Consider the following 16713-nt stretch of genomic DNA (forward strand, 5'->3'; position numbering starts at 1 on the left):
AGTCTTTTTGTGAGTTCACAACGTTGGCTGTGGAGAAACCGATGTTTGATTCAGATCTCTGGTCTTGAAAAGGATGTTGGCTCTAGGGAGAAAGATTTGAAAACCACCAAAACCAAGAAAATAAAGAAACAACACGAACGCGCATACGAACTGCTTGCTGAGGCGGCTTACTCAGATCCATTTGCGGCGCTGGGTCCTTTCATTGACGACGAAGCTTCGCTGAGAGTTTGGATGCCGGGCGCAAACAAGGTTGAACTGCTTGTTAATGGTGAACCTCGTGTGGCGCTTGAGCGTGATGGCGACAGCGGTTTCATCTTAAAAGAGCAACGCGATTTACACCTGACCCACTACCGTTTAGCGGTCGATTGGAATGGTGTTGAACAAATTATTGATGACCCGTACCAGTACCACAATATCTACCAAGAGTACGAGCATCTGCATACGCCAAAAGACATGTATCACTACATGGGCGCACACTTTGTCACGCTAGAACGTGGCGGTGAAAACATCTCTGGTGTGCGTTTCCTTGTTTATGCACCACATGCATCTGCTGTTAGCCTTGTGGGTTGCTTCAACCAATGGGATGGCCGTCGTCATCCAATGCAACGCCTAGACTACGGTATCTGGGGCCTATTCATTCCTGGCTTAGAAGAAGGCGTTCAGTACAAATTTGAGCTCAAAGGGCCAAATGGGGAAGGGCTGCCACACAAACAAGACCCTTGGGGTTTCTACTCTGAGCAATACCCATCGTTCGCATCCATTACTTACGATCACAAGCGTTACCAATGGCAAGATGCGAAATGGCAAAATCGCGCAGTGACACAAAAGCGTGATGAAGCGTTATCGTTTTACGAGCTGCATGCTGGATCATGGAAGCGCGACGAGAAAGGTGATTTCCTGAACTACCGCGAACTCGCGGAGCAGTTGGTGCCATACCTTGTGGATATGGGCTACACCCACGTTGAGCTGATGCCTGTGTCTGAGCATCCATTCTATGGTTCATGGGGCTATCAACCTGTTGGCTTGTTTGCACCAACTAGCCGTTTTGGCTCACCTGATGATTTCAAATTCTTCGTGGATACGTGTCACCAAGCTGGTATCGGTGTAGTGCTGGATTGGGTTCCTGCGCACTTCCCATCGGATGATCATGGTTTAGCGAACTTTGATGGTACGCCTCTGTTCCATGATCCAGATCCTCGTCGCGGTTGGCACCAAGATTGGAACTCCTACATTTACGATTTAGGCCGTGAACATGTACGTCGCTTCCTTGTCTCGAATGCGCTGTACTGGTTTGAACAATTCCATATTGATGGCATTCGCGTGGACGCCGTCGCGTCGATGCTCTATCTCGATTATTCACGTAGCCACGATCAGTGGGTCCCGAACGTTGATGGTGGCAACGAAAACTACGACGCAATCGCAACCTTAAAATGGATGAACGAAGAAGTGTACAAGTACTTCCCGAATGCGATGACGATTGCGGAAGAGTCAACGGCGTTTCCGGGTGTGTCTGCGCCAACCTTTATGGGTGGTTTAGGCTTTGGCTTCAAGTGGAATATGGGGTGGATGCACGACAGTCTTTCATACATCAAAGAAGATCCTGTTCACCGCAAATACCACCACAATACCATCACATTTCCGCTAGTTTATGCGCACAGCGAGAACTACGTCTTGTCTCTCTCTCACGACGAGGTGGTGTACGGCAAAGGCTCTATTCACAACAAGATGCCGGGCGATGAATGGCAGCAAACCGCAAACCTACGAGCATACTACGGTTATATGTATGGTCAACCGGGCAAAAAGCTGAACTTCATGGGCGCGGAAATCGGCCAAACGGCGGAGTGGAACCACGATGATCAGTTGCAATGGTTCTTGCTAGAATACGAGCGTCATCAAGGCGTTCAAAAGCTGATGCGAGATTTGAACCACTTGTACCGAAATGAAGCGGCGATGCACGATCAAGATTGTGTTCCTGCTGGTTTTGAGTGGCGTCTACAAGACGAAGCGGATGCGAGCATCCTAGCGCACGAGCGTATTAGTAAAGAAGGTGAGCGTATTCTGATCATCACCAACTTTACGCCCGTACCGCACGAGCGTTTCCGTTTAGGCGTTCCAAATGCAGGTCAATACGAACTGCTACTGAATACAGACGACAGCAAATACGGCGGCAGCGATTTTAAAGTGCTGACCAGTGTGAAAACGGAAAAAGTTGAAAGTGAATCACTGCCTCAATCACTTGAGCTTCGTTTGCCTCCACTTTCAACCGTGTTCTACAAGCTGCACAAATAATTTAGTCTAATCAAATTCTAAGCCCGTTTTACATTGTAAATCGGGCTTTTTTTGACCAAGTTTTCACTAACGATAAACAGACTGCATACTCTATACTTGCATCATATTGTTTTGTTAAATCAGGCTAGGTCGGACTTTGAGAAAGATTAAATCCCTTCTGTTCAATATCTTATTGGTGCTTTTGCTTTTACCAGTGATGCTCGTTGGCATAGTGAAATACATCGATCCACCAATTTGGGGATGGAAGATCAGCCGCATGATTTCTCCTCCTGAAGGATTTCCTGAAGAGAGTCAAAATGAATGGGTGCCTTTGAGTGATATTTCTAAACACATTCAACTGGCCGTGATTGCGACAGAAGATCAAAAGTTCCCGACCCATTACGGAGTGGATTTTGATTCCTTGTTTAAAGTGATCTCAGAGTCTGGCGAGAACGGTCCCTCTCGCGGTGCGAGCACGATTACTCAGCAAACTGCAAAGAACGTGTTTCTGTTTCCTTCACACTCTTATGTGCGCAAAGCGTATGAGCTTTATTTTGCTCTGCTGATGGAAGCAATGTGGAGTAAAAAACGCATTCTTGAAGTGTATTTGAATGTGGTGGAGTTTGGTCCAGGTATTTATGGCGCGGAAGCCGCTGCGCAAAACTACTTTGGTATTCCTGCTAAACAACTTTCAACACGCCAAGCAGCAAGGCTTGCGGTGGTGCTGCCAAATCCGTATCGCATCAAAGTTTACCCTCAGACTTCTTACACCATCAGCCGCGTCAATTGGGCGATGAGACAAATGCGTAACCTTGGTAGCATTCAGCTTTAAACTCCTTTTTACCCTGCTCATAAGTAGAACTACGCCCCCATAAAAGCAAAATGTGAAGCGTCACAAGCTTTAGGGCGTAGCCTTTCAGAATGATGTGCTCAGTTTTTCATCCATTTACTATTAGTGTGAATAAAACTACAACACGAATACTGCGCCTATGCGCAACCAATGGACTGAACGATGAAACTGAATCTGATTACGACTACCTTATTGCTTGCATCGGCAAGTGCCATCGCCGAGCCAAACATCACCATTGCTACCACGACCAACAGCCGTGACTTTCCGTTAAGTGCAGAGCAGCCTTTGGTTGTGCCCTTAACCAAAGACGGATACACGCTCAAAATCACGGGTATTGAAGGCGACTGTGTCGCGCCTGATGGTCAGAAGGTCAAATTCAACAAACCTATCGCGCTGAACTGTGGAAAGCCAACAGAACTGCCTTTAAAAATCCGTTTTACTGGCGATTACTCTTTTGCTTTTGATGCGGAAGCCAAAACTCTACGCTTCAAGCGAGAGCCTAAGAAAGCTGCCAAGACAGAATTTAAACGCCCAATCCCACAAGTGCAATGTGAGGTTTACCAAGGCGGCGAAGTCACCATCGCGCTGGGTGACAGTTTCCCCGATGGCACCAAGTTGCGTGATGCCTATTCTGGTCAGATGGTCGAAGTAAAAGATCAGCAAGTATCGCTGACACCAAGCAAAGATTCAGGCGGTTTGGTGCTACTAGAGCCAGTGAAGAAAACCAAAGAAGCAGTGCCGTTTGATTACCGCAATGCCAACATTTACTTCGTGATGGTCGACCGTTTCAATAATGCTGATACGAGCAATGACAACAGCTATGGTCGCAAGAAAGACGGTAAAGAAGAGATTGGTACCTTTCACGGTGGTGACCTAAAAGGTGTGATCGAAAAGCTAGATTACATAAAGAGCCTAGGTACCGATGCGATTTGGTTGTCGCCAATCGTTGAGCAAGTACACGGCTTTGTGGGTGGCGGCGATAGCGGCTCATTCCCATTCTACGCTTACCACGGTTACTGGACGCGTGACTTTACCAAGATTGATGAGAACTTCGGTAACGAAGCTGATCTTAAAAAGCTGGTGGAAGAGGCACATAAACGTGGCCTTAAAGTCTTGATGGACGCAGTAATCAACCACACTGGTTACTCAACGTTAGCCGATTTGCAATTTGACGGTATTGAGATGTTAAAACCAAACGCTGACCTACCTAAGAAATGGGGGGATTGGAAACCAAAAGCGGGCGAAAACTGGCATAGCTACCACCAGAATATTGATTACCAGAGTCCAAACTGGGCGAAATGGTGGGGCGGTGACTGGGTAAGAACAGGTCTACCGGGATACCCAGTTCCGGGCAGCAGTGATATCACCATGTCATTGGCGGGTTTGCCAGACTTTATCACTGAATCAGACAAAGCCGTGAAGCCAGCTCAATGGCTATTGGATAACCCTGGCACTCGCGTTGAGGAGCGTGATAATTACACCGTCTCGGACTACCTAATTGAGTGGCAAACTGATTGGGTGAAACGCTTTGGTATTGATGGTTACCGTGTCGACACGGTGAAGCACGTTGAAGGCGATGTGTGGAAACGCTTGAAAGAAGAGGCATCAAGCAGCCTTGAGCAGTGGCGTAAAGAGAACGGTAAGTCAGGTCAGCCATTCTGGATGATGGGTGAAGTATGGGGACATACCGCATATCGCAGCCCTTACTTCGACGACGGCTTTGATGCGTTGATTAACTTCGATATGCAGAAGAAGTTAGACAAAGGCGCGGCGTGTTTCAGCCAAATGGCAGACACTTACCAAAGCTATGCGGACACTATCGCCAATGAGAAAGACTTTAACCCTGTGAGCTACATGTCTTCTCACGATACCGAGCTGTTCTTCTCTCGCTTCAAAGATTACGGTATGCAGCGTAACGCCGCGAATGCACTGCTTTTGAGTCCTGGTGCTGTTCAGGTTTATTATGGTGATGAAGTTGGTCGTAACATTGGTCCTTACGCGGACGATTTCCACCAAGGCACTCGTTCTGACATGGTATGGAAGCTATCTGATGAGAAGCAAGCGCTGCTCAAACACTGGCAAACTCTTGGTCAGTTCCGTAAAGCGCACCCAGCGATTGGTGCGGGTCAGCATCAAGTAATTGAACAAGAAGGCGCGTACGTGTTCTCTCGCTCGCTTGGCAATGACAAAGTCGTTGTGGCGTTTGTGGGTCGCGACAAGTAGTTAGAACTTCGTTTTAAGCCTAGATAGAAAAAGCCCTTCCTTGAGTTATCAGGGAAGGGCTTTGTTGTATTAGTTCGCCAGTTCTTGGTCGATGACTTTTTCTAGCTCGTCAAACGGCACATAGCCAGGAATGACTTGATCATTAATGATCAACGCGGGCGTGCCGCGTAAACCAAGTTGCGTGAAATACTGATAGTTTTTATCAAGCAACGCCTTGGTCTCTTTGTCGTCGACAATCTGTGCTTCTGTCCCCGTTTTTTTCGCTATTTGATTTAAGGAACGTGCGTCATGTGCGCCCGGTTTTTTCACCAATAACTCATGCACTTGTTCGTACTTATCTCGCTGGTTTTGCCAAACATTTAATGCGTAACTTGCCGAGTTGTAGCCGTTTTTCTCGTATTGTTCTTTAAAAGAGACATTGAGGTTAAGCACTTTTACCTGCGGATATTCCTTACCAACTTTGACCAGCTCTCCTTCTAAACGTTTACAAAAAGGGCAGCTATAGTCTGTTACGTTAATAATGGTTAACTCAGGGTTTTCAGCACCAAAAGAGGAATGTTTGCCATCACTTAGATATTGACGAACCTCCTTCAAGGTGTCGCCAAATGACTGTTGATACGCAATGTACTCTTGAAGGTTTTGGTGCAATGAATCAAGAATTTGAGGGTTTTCTTTTAGTATCTGAGTAACTTCCTCTAGCTTTTGTTCTGCGGTCTTTTCTGATGCGAAAGATACGGCAGGTACGATAGCCATCGTTAACGCCAAAAGTGTACGAGTGAATGTCATAATATTTCCTAAAACTTTTAAATTTCGTTGTTTGTTATGTGAAGTGAATAAAATATGTACAAAAGTCAGGCCGAAAGGTCTCTCGCCTTGCTGGCTTTATTCTCTAAACACGCAAAGTTTTAGGTGAACCCGATACTTTTCCGGTATCGGTTCTGTGTATTCCAGATAGCGAATTGCTGTGGTTGTCATCGGCAGCGCCACAATCAAAGCAAACAGAAAAAATGGAATAAGAATATGATCAAACTGATGTTGGTAAGCTTGAACCAGCTTTTCTGAAAGGTCGCAAGATGGTGATAAATTCACGCTTTCATCTTGCTGACTCTGTATTTGGTGAGCCTTCGGGCAGTTTTTCGAGAAACCAGAATTTTGGCTTAAGCATATCATCACCACCCAAAGCACGAGGGCGAGTGTCCATTTGGCTATTTTATATTGTGAGCGTAACAATGGGTCGTATAGTCCTGTTAATTCTGGTTTATGCCGTTTACATATGACCGGGCCATCCTAACCTAAATTTCGTGGCTGAATGTTACTTTCGAGTTAATCGATGTTGCCTCAATGCCAAAGTATGAAGTACGTCATGAATGTTGTAGAAAGCAATATTCGTCAGAATCATTTGTTGAGTTGATGAAGAAGTCGTGAGCTATCAACATAGATTAATATACCTAATTGTTAGCACAAATCTTTATTATCTTTCAATTGTGATTGGAATCATAAAATAAAACTTCATAACTGAGTCGCGATAATGTTCGGCAGACGGATTGATTTTGATCATCTCTCTAGCACATTATTCAGGTGAACATATGTGTTAAGGTCCACATGTGTAGGTAATGTTATGAAAATTCCTGTTCAAACTGAGCGTAAAGTTACACTGGGGTGCTACGTTGCTCTGGCGTTTGCGGTTGTGTTCTTTTCTGGTCTGATGCAATCCAACGAATGGTACGGTGTATTCGACTTTACAACGCTTAATGGCTCTTTCGGTAAAGTGGCTTACGGCGTAACGGAAGGTGCGGATGGCGAGGTACAAGCTGCGACCACATCTTTCCGTGGTACTGGCGGTAGCGGTGCTCGTGACGGTTTCATTTTCGCACTTACTTTGATTCCAACCGTTATGTTCGCATTAGGTATGATCAACGTACTTGAGCACTACGGTGCACTTGAAGCAGCTCGTAAGCTTCTTACTCCTCTTCTACGTCCTCTAATGGGCATCCCTGGTAACTCTGGTCTGGCTTTAATTGCTTCTCTACAAAGTACCGATGCAGGTGCGGCAATGACGCGTCAGCTAAAAGATGAAGGTCACCTAACTAAGCGTGAAACGGACGTATTTACCATGTTCCAGTTCACTGCAGGTGCAACCATCGTGAACTTCTTCTCATCGGGTGCTGTGCTGTTCACACTGACGATGGCTGACGGCTCTCTAGCAGTAACGTCTTCTATTGGTTTAGCAGTTGTGGTGATGTTCGCATTTAAGATCATCGGCGCGAACCTGTTCCGTATCTACCTGAACATGACGGAAGGTAAAGAAGACAAGCAAGACCAAAACAAATCAGAGAACCTAAAAGAGGAGACGGCATAATGGGTGACGTTAAAGCGAAAAAACCAATGGTGACGGATATCTTCGTCGAGGGTGCTAAGAAAGGCTGGGTAATTGCGACTACCTCTACGGTGCCTAACGTATTGATGGCGTTCGTTATCATCAAAGCGCTTCAAATCACTGGCGCGTTGGATCTGATGGGCACGGTGTTTTCTCCAATCATGGCAGTGTTTGGTCTTCCGGGTGAAGCAGCAGCGGTATTGATCGGTGCTTGGATGTCGATGGGCGGTGCGGTTGGCGTAGTGATTACGCTGTTTGACCAAGGTATCCTGAACGGTACGCACATTGCGATTCTTGCGCCTGCTATCTACCTAATGGGCTCTCAAGTTCAGTACATGGGTCGTATCATGGGTCCAATTGGTACTGAAGGTCGTTACATCCCAGTTATGATTGCAATCTCAGTATTGAACGCGTTTGGCGCAATGCTGGTGATGAATCTGTTTGTCTAGGAGTGAGTCATGCAATTCTCTCTAAATGAATATCTAGAAGAGCTACGTCCGCTGATTAATGTGGATTGTGGCACTTACACGACTGATGGTATCGAGTTTATCGCTTCTCAATTTGAAGAGAAGTACCAAGCGATGTCAGGTTGGAGCGTAAAACGCATCGACTGTGGCAGAGCGGGCATCGGTCTTGAAGTTCGAAACAAGCCGGAAGCTGAGCAAATCGACGTAATGCTGATTGGTCACATGGATACCGTGTTCCCTGTGGGTACTGCTGAGCTTCGTCCAATGTCTCAAGATGCAGAGAAAGCCTACGGTCCGGGCGTCTCGGACATGAAATCTGGCTTGCTGAACATCGTATACGCGATGCGCAATCTAGACCAAGCGGTGTTGGATAAGTTGTCTATCGCTATCTGCATGAACCCAGATGAAGAGACGGGCTCTCTGGACTCTGTGGATTGGATTCAATCAGTTGCGAAAAACGCTAAGAATGTGCTGGTTGCAGAAGCAGCACGTGCAGACGGTGGTTTAGTGAAAGCGCGCAAAGGCATGGCTCGCTACAAAATGACCTTTAATGGCGTTGCTGCTCACGCAGGTAACGAGCCAGAAAACGGCCGCAGCGCAATCACTGAGATGGCGAATTGGATTCTGGCTGTCAATGCAATGACCAACTTTGAATCTGGTACCACATTGAACGTCGGCATTGTTTCTGGCGGCAACGGTGCGAACATCGTCCCTGAGCACGCGGAAGCGATCGTGGATGTGCGTTTCTGGAGCAACGAAGAATACGATGATGTCGATAGCAAGCTAAATGGCATGCTGGAAACACCATTCGTTGGTGGCGTGAGAATTGAGTTGGTTCGTGAAGCTTATAAGCCTTCTATGGTGCCAAGCCCACAAACAGAAAGCCTGATGATGCTAGTTGAAGAAGCCGCAAGTGAACTGGCGATCGAAATCAACTGGAAAGAAGTAGGTGGTGGCTCTGATGCAAACAACACGGCGATTCTTGGTGTTCCAACTTTGGATGGTCTAGGACCTATCGGTGCGGGCTTCCACAGCGATCAAGAGTACTTGTTGCTTGAGTCTATTGAACCACGTATCAAAATGTTGATACGTGTACTGGAGAAGATTGTTCAATAAGGCATTCTGCTTCTAAAGCTTGGCTCCCAAAGCTTTTGGTTTCAAAACTTTTGTTTTCCAAGACTTTTTGTTTCCAAGGCAATAATCCCCGGACTTCGGTTTGGGGATTTTTCTATCTGTGTTTCACTTTACTATCATTTCTTGTTATTAATCTTGCGTTCAGGTTCGATTTATTAATATGTTGGACATAGTCATAAATTTCGGAGGCAACGATGACCACAACAATGTCTGTAAAATCGGCGCCGAAAGACGCCAAAGATCAAACGATGCAAGCGCCAGATGAGAAAACATTCTGGCGAAAAATGAAAGGGTCGGTTAAGAAAGCGGGTGAAGAAATTGCCGTAATGGGCATAAAATCATGGCTCGCGATGGCAGATTCCAACACCTCTGTTCGCCACAAGGCTATTTTAGGTGGCGCGCTGGCTTACTTCGTCCTACCAACAGATATGGTGCCAGACGTACTAGCTGGCGTCGGTTTTACCGATGATATGGCGGCACTTACCTTAGCCGCGAACTCAGTCGGTAATGCCATCACTAAAGAACACGAAGCACAAGCTAGAGAAAAACTGAATTCGATGGTGGAGTAGGTATGGCCCATCAAACATGTTCTATGTTTGGTTTAGCGCAAACAAGAAATTGTTATTTTTAACATTTACTCAAAGCACACGAGCTCGTCACAATACGTTTTTCCGTAGTAGATTTGCTCGATTTGAAAGGGTACTTTCAGATTCAAGTTTTTATCTAAGAGAAACCTTTCATGTACAGGTATACGCCAGATATTATTGGTATGCTAACTTTGAACGGAAAACCGTTGTCATCTCAATTAGTGGTCCTCCGAGTCGGTGTGCGTGGAACCATTCATGAGTTTCAAACTATTACTGATGCTAACGGATCGTTTGCCTTCCCTGTATTTGAAGAGCATGAGTCTCAAGACTTATTGAACTTAGATCAGAAATACGTGCTCGTTTTCCTGAAGACTCATCTAGCAAATGGAGAAGAGGTGACGATATGGGAGTCTTCAATTGATGGTTATGAGACTTATGAGTTTGCTAGAGAAAATATGGGAAATTTGAATTGTGAAGTAACCAATGAAGTTTACTACTTCGCTTTTTCTTATTTTGGAAATGGTGAAGATGATACTTATGTGTACAGTCAGTGCAAACTAACTGGTTATGTAGAATCAGGAGTATACGAAAGTTAAGTAGTGAATTACTTTAGAGAAATATTCTGCGAATTAGCACTTTGATTGATATGTTTAAACTTGATTGAGGCGTGCAGGTATAGCTTTTTCTTTTAAAGAACTTTGAGTTTAATAATCATCACAATCATAAACTCTATGAAAAATGTCTTTTATATAAAAATCCATTTAAATTGCAGTTGCTAATAACCATTAGATCTCCAGCATTTTCTAGATTGATATTCTTGAAAAAGTATCGAAACTCGGTATCTTCAAGCTCACAGTAAAGATTACTTAAGTTGTCCTCTATAAATATAGGTGGTGAAACGTAGTTTAACTGAGACTCCCAAATATATTTCTTTTCTTCATTTATATAGGTATATATTCCGATATATGAATATGTTTGATTCAAAGCTGATTCTTTGAACCTTTGAGCATGTATGACTGGTTTAAAGTGAAATTCACCTAACTCATTAGTACTTGAACTCCTTTTGTAATTATTTTTTAAAAAATTAGCTTCTAAGTAAACCGTTACATTTTCTAGAGGTCTTTGATCAAGAACTAAAGTACCTTTTACCTCTGGGCTTAATGTATATTTAAATTTCTTAAAAAAATCGAACATACTTTCGTTGAAACCTAATGCAAGTATTGGAAATGAGAAAATGAATAAAAAAGACTATTTTTAAACATGAAATTATGATGTATGTATCTTAGTACCAACTTAATTATCAGACTACTATCTATCGCGATTTGGTTTTGAACTTTAATTTGATAATGGAATTTGTATCTCTATATGATGAAAATGTTCCTTATATCATTTTCAAAGTGATAAACATAGGCGAGTTATCTTAACCCTCTAGATGAACTAATATAGAATCTAACTACTTACCGATTAGTAATTGAAACAACCTCGGGGGACGAGAAATTTATCTAAACCTTTTTGACTTCGGGTTAATTGGAAATAAAAAACCACCTTAGAGTAAGGTGGTTTTTGCTTAGACAGGATAATTTAACTTGGAAGGGTTTAAGCTTCCGCGCGTTTCAGGTGCACTTCTTCTTCGGCTACGCCTGCCATTGGGTCGTTGAAGCGAGCCTCATCCAATGCACCCTCTGATTTTGCAACGATGACGGTTACAGCACTGTCACCAGTGATATTTACCGCGGTACGAATCATATCGAGAAGACGGTCAACACCCATGATGAGCGCGATACCTTCAAGAGGCAGACCAACTTGGTTCAATACCATTGCCAACATTACTAGACCCACACCAGGAACACCTGCGGTACCGATAGACGCCAGAGTTGCCGTCATGATAACCATTAGGTAATCGCCCATAGTTAAATCAATATTGAAAGCTTGAGCAATAAACGCAGTTGCTACGCCTTGCATGATCGCCGTACCGTCCATGTTCACGGTTGCACCTAGTGGTACTGTGAATGATGATACACGGTTCTCAACACCCATGCGGTGCTTTGCTGTTTCCATTGTCACTGGAATCGTCGCGTTCGATGATGCTGTAGAGAAAGCAAACATGATTGCGTCTTCCATCTTACGTAGGAACGTAATTGGGTTTAGACCTGTGAAACCTTTTAGCATCAGGCTGTAAGTCACAAGGCCGTGCAGCAATAGCGTACCTGCTAGTACAACGAAGTATTCAGCAAGGTTAAAGATTGCGCTTAGACCAAGGCCTGTAAACAGCTTCGCCATTAGGAAGAACACACCGTAAGGCGCAAGGTTCATCAGAATCGCAACCAATTTCATGATTACTTCATTCAGATCAGAGAAGAATGCTGCGATACGCTCGCCTGGCTTACCTGCTGCACTGATCGCGATACCGAATAGGACGGCGAACACGATAACTTGCAGGGTTTTACCTTCTGCCATCGCGCTGATTGGGTTAGTCGGGAACATATCAATGATCACTTGACCTAAAGATGGCGCTTCAGCTGATTTGAATGAACTTGCTGCCGTTAGATCTGCCCCTGCACCTGGCTGGAATAGAGTACCCATAGTTAGAGCAAGCGTAATCGCGATAGCCGTTGTCGTAACGTAGAAAGCGAGGGTTTTACCGCCCATACGACCCAGTGTAGAGAGGTCTTTGAGAGAGCTAGTACCACAAACTAACGAAACAAATACTAGCGGTACAACAAGCATTTTTAAGCTGGCAACGAAGATCTGTCCACCAACTTCGAATAATCCATTAACAATGTATGCGTCGACAAATCCGTTGTCGGCAAAAAGTGTGCGAATTGCAAATCCTGTCAAGATACCCGCAACCATACCTAAAATTACGCGGCTGGTAAGCGACATCGGTTTCTTGGTATTCATGAGAACACTCCTTATAGTTATGCACCTTGAGTTCACTTCAAAGCGGCGAGCAGATTAGCAGCGGAGTGAGAAAATACGAAAGAATAATCCTCTAAATGGTTAATAGATGTGAACTTTATCACTAATAAAAATGGGATTTTAACCAAATATTAACGAATTGGCCGGATGAAAAGTTTGTATTTTAACACTTTTATCGAATATACAACCGATAACAAAGAGGATTTACAATAAATTTTAATAAGAGATAGAGTGCATACTCTCTTTGAGTGGATGCATTTCTGCATAACTATTTAAGTTGTATTCAGACTAGCGGTCGCTTCTTTAGCGATACTTTAGTATTGAGTGTTCATCAGAGCCAACGAACCTTTTATGCTTTCATATTTGTCAACTCAATAATGGTTGGCAAGTGTAGTTAGTTGGAGGTGATCCCAGCTCCAATAACTTTGACTGGTATTTTTAATCCCTCCAACCCAATAGCATTGTTTCGCTCGTATTAAACCCTCCAAACACTGCTTGCCAGCCTCAGTGATACGGACGCTTTGTTCCCACCAGTGCCTTTCACGTGACTCAATCGTGATCAAAGGTGTTTGACACTGTGCTAGAGGGAGGAGTAACGCGTAAAACATCACGTCTCCTAGGTAAGGAAGAGGTTCTAGTTGTTGATATTGCTCAAACCAATCTTTGATGGGAATTGAACGATTTTGCGAGCTCAAGACCTTTAGCGCGAGGTGTTGTGTCAAGCTCAATCCAGTTTGTGAATTAGGTAACTCTTGCAAATGGCGTTTAAGCACGTTGAATATATTGGGCAAGCAATCCAGGTTATGTTGCTGAATCAAATTAACTATGGAAATAGGTGTCGGTGATGTAATAGCGTGCCAACACCGTTTAGCCTGACTGAATAATTTTGCTGTCACAGGTTTACGGTATCGCCAACAAGAACGAATAGCTTCTTCAGGCAACTGCCCAAAGCCGATGAATCGTTCAGTGCCCGGGAACTGGTTCAACTCAATGACCTCTATCACTTTATTCTCTACATTCTCTAACTGTGTTAGAGCACGAATTAGCATCAATTGATCATAACTGTCATGTTCGACCCAAAAGACGATTCGTTCAAATACATCACTTTGCAACAGATCGAGGTTTGATTGTTCCAATGTGACTATATCTTGAACCGAGTCTTCACGCTTCATCACAGGCAGCAGAGTCTCTACGACATATTGGGCACGAATGGCAAGGAAGTTCTGCGGTGTTGCTGGTATGGGGCCAATACAAAGCGGATCGATCAGGGCTAAAAATGTCCCTTCAAATCCGCTGGCTTTAAGTTGTTGTTGAATGTCGTGGCCACAACGAACGTGTAGCGTTTTTACTTTTGCATCTAGGGGCGGTTTTTGTTCTTTGATGGCTAGTTTGTGCGCTTCTAGCGCTTCGACATGAGCTTTTAGTTTACTCCAACTGGATAAGCTCAGTTCTCTTGCGAGTGCATGTTGAACGTCAGCCAATTGAATTGTATTGGGAGCCAAAGATTCTGGTTTGGAGTGAAATCGCTTAACTAACTCCAACGTGGCGTCATCGTATAGGCGGATAGCTTTGAGCCTTTTTTTAGCAATGGATTTTTGCTGATTGATATTGATCGAGAAGCTATTTGTAGAGTTCATATTTCACCTTTCTTATTTCTTCCACACTCGCCTAAATAGAAGCTAAAAAGAAGGTAAAAACAGATTGTGCCTGCTAAACCAAGCAGGTGAGGATATTGCCGTGAACCGAGTTCTTTCCGCGAGTGTTGGGGGCTTTAGGCATGAGCAGAGTGATAGTAGGTGGTCGCTATCCTTCGTGCAACCTTTTGTGAGAGTGTAGCGTCACAAAATGGCCGTTTCTCTATGTTTAGGGAGAATCAATAGGCGATAACACTAGCGATTCAACTCAATACCACTGTTGCTAGACTCGAGTTTCTACACTTTTGAGTAAAATACGATAAAGCGCTTGAGTCGCAGGACCACTTTTGGCTCCTTTGGGCAAAGTGAGGTGTAGCGCAACTTGATATTGATGGGAGTGTTCGAGCTCCAATACTTTAATTTTATCGCTCTTTCGGGCTGAGACTAAGTGCGCTGGTAGCCGACAAAACCCAACGCCTTGCTCTACGGCGTGAAAAGCGTGGTCGAAGTTATCGACGGTAATACGCTGACGTGCGCGTAACCAACCCACATCTCTTTTCGTTTTGTCTGAATCACCTAAGTCACGGATGACAATTTGGCTGGTGGTTGCAAAATCGTCGATGGAAACATGCGGCTTTTTAGCGAGTGGATGGTGTGCTGCGATTACAGGCAGCATGGTTGTTACGCCAAATGCTTCGGCAGGGTAGTTGGTTATCGGTAAGTTGATGATTGCGATGTCAGCGAGATCATTTACGACCATTTCGGTTGTTTTGCTCAGTGACGTTTCAACCACTTGAACGGAGGTTGTGTTGTTGTCCTCCAAAAATTGACTGAGTGGTGCATAAAGCCAACAAGGGTCACAAAGATGATCTACTGCGACCGTGATTTGAGATTCCACCCCACTTTTTAACTGCTCGCTGATGACTTCTAGTTCCCGCGCTTGTTCAAGCATGGATTGTGCACGACGCAGTATGGTTTTGCCGTGCTCTGTCAAACCCGCTTTGCGCCCTCGTACTTCGATAAGTTGAATACCAAGTTGGTCTTCTAACTTCCTCACCGAGTAGATCAATGTGGTATGGCTCTTGTTGAGCAGTAAAGCTGCGGATTGAATGCTGCCTTCTTGATTAATCGCTTGTAGCGTTTGCCATTGTTCTAAGGTCGTTTTTAGTCTCATGAGTCAATTTTTAGACAGTTAATGGCGAAATTATGAACTTTTCTGTCAGTTTTATAAAGGTAATAATCTTGTCATCGAAAACGAGTCAATAAGAAGAGGAGACTCAAGATGGCGAAATTATTGCAAGTTGATTTTGAATTTCATGGTCCGTTTGGTGACGAGATGTCGAATGCTCTGGTCGACTTAGCTAAGTCGATTAACCAAGAGCCGGGCATGATTTGGAAAATCTGGACGGAAAGCGAAAAAGACAAACTCGGTGGTGGTATCTATCTTTTTGAAGATGAAGCCACGGCGCAAGCTTATCTCGAAATGCATGCCGCACGCTTACGAAAAATGGGCGTAGTCGAAGTACGAGGTCAAATTTTCGATATCAATGTGCCGTTAACGACGCTCAATCAAGGGCCTATTAGAGGATAAGGAGATGATGACCAACCGCACTTTTCTAACCGTTCATGGTGTCGTATATACGGTATTCGCTTTTGCGTTGTTTTTTGTACCAACCATAATGTGGCCGATGTATGGAGTACAAATTAACGACCAGTACGCGCTGTTTTTATCGCAGCATACTTCGATCTTTTTAGGTGGAATCGCAGCGGTGAGTTTGATGTTACGTAATGTGGAATCAGGGCATACTGCGAAACAGCTGTTTAAAGCATTATTGATTACTAATGGCTTAGGGGCAGTGATTACTACCTATGCCGGCATTATCGGAGTATTTGTCGGTTTTGGTTGGAGTGACCCAATATTCTTTGTCTTGCTTAGTTTGATTACGTACAAGCAATTAAGAGTGCAATAGAAAAAGCCCTGCTGTTTCTAGCAGGGCTTTGTCATATTTGGTTTAATTAGCGATCTAAATTCAAGTTATGATTCGCTTTTGTACGCGTAGTTATAGTAGCCGTATCCATAGCCGTATGAGTTAGATGCTTTTTTCTCAACTGCATTGAGAATCACACCTTTAACTTCAACGCCTGATTGCTCGAAGCGACCTTGCGCGACTTCAATCGTAAGCGCCCCATGAACACACGGGCGCTTTTTTATGTGTGGGAGAAGTTCCAGGGAAGAAGTGAGTCGATATCAGGC

Annotated in this window: 16 protein-coding genes; 10 read left to right on the forward strand and 6 right to left on the reverse strand. The window is 44.3% G+C overall.

Features of this window, described 5'->3' with window-relative positions; translation table 11 throughout:
* Positions 1-96: 96 nt before the first annotated feature.
* The 3 genes from glgB to R7Z77_RS08850 all read left to right on the forward strand — a co-directional run bounded on the left by glgB (position 97) and on the right by R7Z77_RS08850 (position 5341).
* Positions 97-2289, forward strand: coding sequence for a 1,4-alpha-glucan branching protein GlgB (gene glgB / locus R7Z77_RS08840; RefSeq protein ID WP_250155567.1), 2193 nt, complete (start codon positions 97-99; stop codon positions 2287-2289).
* A 136-nt stretch (positions 2290-2425) separates the two neighbouring features.
* Positions 2426-3100, forward strand: coding sequence for a monofunctional biosynthetic peptidoglycan transglycosylase (mtgA, locus tag R7Z77_RS08845; protein ID WP_025768637.1), 675 nt, complete (start codon positions 2426-2428; stop codon positions 3098-3100).
* 180 nt (positions 3101-3280) lie between these two features.
* On the forward strand, positions 3281-5341 hold the full coding sequence (locus tag R7Z77_RS08850; protein WP_213967501.1) for an alpha-amylase: 2061 nt from the start codon (positions 3281-3283) through the stop codon (positions 5339-5341).
* Between the two features lie 69 nt (positions 5342-5410).
* Here the strand turns inward: R7Z77_RS08850 and R7Z77_RS08855 are convergent, their stop codons facing one another.
* Together R7Z77_RS08855 and R7Z77_RS08860 are read right to left on the reverse strand one after the other, a co-directional pair.
* Positions 5411-6127: a DsbA family protein gene (locus R7Z77_RS08855; RefSeq protein ID WP_213967500.1), complete on the reverse strand. Its 717-nt coding sequence runs from the start codon at positions 6125-6127 to the stop codon at positions 5411-5413.
* A 96-nt stretch (positions 6128-6223) separates the two neighbouring features.
* A complete protein-coding gene (locus R7Z77_RS08860) occupies positions 6224-6430 on the reverse strand; it encodes a hypothetical protein (RefSeq protein WP_005374843.1) in 207 nt (68 codons plus the stop codon).
* Between the two features lie 529 nt (positions 6431-6959).
* Here R7Z77_RS08860 and R7Z77_RS08865 point away from each other — a divergent pair.
* The 5 genes from R7Z77_RS08865 to R7Z77_RS08885 all read left to right on the forward strand — a co-directional run bounded on the left by R7Z77_RS08865 (position 6960) and on the right by R7Z77_RS08885 (position 10502).
* Entirely contained in the window at positions 6960-7700 is a 741-nt protein-coding gene (locus R7Z77_RS08865) for a nucleoside recognition domain-containing protein (RefSeq protein ID WP_213891063.1), read from the forward strand.
* Positions 7700-8167, forward strand: a complete 468-nt coding sequence (locus R7Z77_RS08870; RefSeq protein WP_005374849.1) for a YjiG family protein — start codon at positions 7700-7702, stop codon at positions 8165-8167. The genes R7Z77_RS08865 and R7Z77_RS08870 overlap by 1 nt, the downstream gene beginning before the upstream one ends.
* Before the next feature lie 9 nt (positions 8168-8176).
* Positions 8177-9301 carry a M20 family metallopeptidase gene (locus tag R7Z77_RS08875; protein ID WP_025768633.1) on the forward strand — a complete coding sequence of 375 codons (1125 nt, stop codon included), beginning with the start codon at positions 8177-8179 and terminating at the stop codon, positions 9299-9301.
* A 212-nt stretch (positions 9302-9513) separates the two neighbouring features.
* Positions 9514-9888: a YkvA family protein gene (locus R7Z77_RS08880; RefSeq protein ID WP_054700617.1), complete on the forward strand. Its 375-nt coding sequence runs from the start codon at positions 9514-9516 to the stop codon at positions 9886-9888.
* A 170-nt stretch (positions 9889-10058) separates the two neighbouring features.
* Positions 10059-10502, forward strand: a complete 444-nt coding sequence (locus R7Z77_RS08885) for a DUF6795 domain-containing protein (protein ID WP_104980194.1) — start codon at positions 10059-10061, stop codon at positions 10500-10502.
* 133 nt (positions 10503-10635) lie between these two features.
* Here R7Z77_RS08885 and R7Z77_RS08890 read toward each other — a convergent pair whose 3' ends face one another.
* From R7Z77_RS08890 to R7Z77_RS08905, 4 genes are all read right to left on the reverse strand, one after another.
* Positions 10636-11100, reverse strand: a complete 465-nt coding sequence (locus R7Z77_RS08890; RefSeq protein ID WP_225491615.1) for a DUF6795 domain-containing protein — start codon at positions 11098-11100, stop codon at positions 10636-10638.
* A gap of 402 nt (positions 11101-11502) precedes the next feature.
* Positions 11503-12807, reverse strand: coding sequence for a dicarboxylate/amino acid:cation symporter (locus R7Z77_RS08895; protein ID WP_213895966.1), 1305 nt, complete (start codon positions 12805-12807; stop codon positions 11503-11505).
* A gap of 389 nt (positions 12808-13196) precedes the next feature.
* Positions 13197-14462 (reverse strand): DUF1835 domain-containing protein, encoded by a 1266-nt coding sequence (locus R7Z77_RS08900; RefSeq protein ID WP_213967499.1) that lies wholly within the window; start codon positions 14460-14462, stop codon positions 13197-13199.
* 280 nt (positions 14463-14742) lie between these two features.
* Positions 14743-15633 (reverse strand): LysR family transcriptional regulator, encoded by an 891-nt coding sequence (locus R7Z77_RS08905; protein WP_064354962.1) that lies wholly within the window; start codon positions 15631-15633, stop codon positions 14743-14745.
* Positions 15634-15741: 108 nt separating this feature from the next.
* On the opposite strand from R7Z77_RS08905, the gene R7Z77_RS08910 reads away from it, so the two are divergent.
* Positions 15742-16050, forward strand: coding sequence for a monooxygenase (locus tag R7Z77_RS08910; protein WP_005374871.1), 309 nt, complete (start codon positions 15742-15744; stop codon positions 16048-16050).
* Positions 16051-16057: 7 nt separating this feature from the next.
* On the forward strand, positions 16058-16429 hold the full coding sequence (locus tag R7Z77_RS08915; RefSeq protein ID WP_017634450.1) for a hypothetical protein: 372 nt from the start codon (positions 16058-16060) through the stop codon (positions 16427-16429).
* The last annotated feature ends 284 nt before the right edge of the window (positions 16430-16713 follow it).

The sequence above is a fragment of the Vibrio sp. 1401 genome (genome assembly GCF_033340295.1).

What these genes read in the sequence shown, in the direction of transcription:
- R7Z77_RS08850 (WP_213967501.1), top strand. Translation starts at nt 3,281, where the DNA reads ATGAAACTGAATCTGATTACGACTACCTTATTGCTTGCATCGGCAAGT.
- R7Z77_RS08855 (WP_213967500.1), bottom strand. Translation starts at nt 6,127, where the DNA reads ATGACATTCACTCGTACACTTTTGGCGTTAACGATGGCTATCGTACCT.
- R7Z77_RS08865 (WP_213891063.1), top strand. Translation starts at nt 6,960, where the DNA reads ATGAAAATTCCTGTTCAAACTGAGCGTAAAGTTACACTGGGGTGCTAC.
- R7Z77_RS08870 (WP_005374849.1), top strand. Translation starts at nt 7,700, where the DNA reads ATGGGTGACGTTAAAGCGAAAAAACCAATGGTGACGGATATCTTCGTC.
- R7Z77_RS08875 (WP_025768633.1), top strand. Translation starts at nt 8,177, where the DNA reads ATGCAATTCTCTCTAAATGAATATCTAGAAGAGCTACGTCCGCTGATT.
- R7Z77_RS08880 (WP_054700617.1), top strand. Translation starts at nt 9,514, where the DNA reads ATGACCACAACAATGTCTGTAAAATCGGCGCCGAAAGACGCCAAAGAT.
- R7Z77_RS08885 (WP_104980194.1), top strand. Translation starts at nt 10,059, where the DNA reads ATGTACAGGTATACGCCAGATATTATTGGTATGCTAACTTTGAACGGA.
- R7Z77_RS08890 (WP_225491615.1), bottom strand. Translation starts at nt 11,100, where the DNA reads ATGTTCGATTTTTTTAAGAAATTTAAATATACATTAAGCCCAGAGGTA.
- R7Z77_RS08895 (WP_213895966.1), bottom strand. Translation starts at nt 12,807, where the DNA reads ATGAATACCAAGAAACCGATGTCGCTTACCAGCCGCGTAATTTTAGGT.
- R7Z77_RS08900 (WP_213967499.1), bottom strand. Translation starts at nt 14,462, where the DNA reads ATGAACTCTACAAATAGCTTCTCGATCAATATCAATCAGCAAAAATCC.
- R7Z77_RS08905 (WP_064354962.1), bottom strand. Translation starts at nt 15,633, where the DNA reads ATGAGACTAAAAACGACCTTAGAACAATGGCAAACGCTACAAGCGATT.
- R7Z77_RS08910 (WP_005374871.1), top strand. Translation starts at nt 15,742, where the DNA reads ATGGCGAAATTATTGCAAGTTGATTTTGAATTTCATGGTCCGTTTGGT.
- R7Z77_RS08915 (WP_017634450.1), top strand. Translation starts at nt 16,058, where the DNA reads ATGACCAACCGCACTTTTCTAACCGTTCATGGTGTCGTATATACGGTA.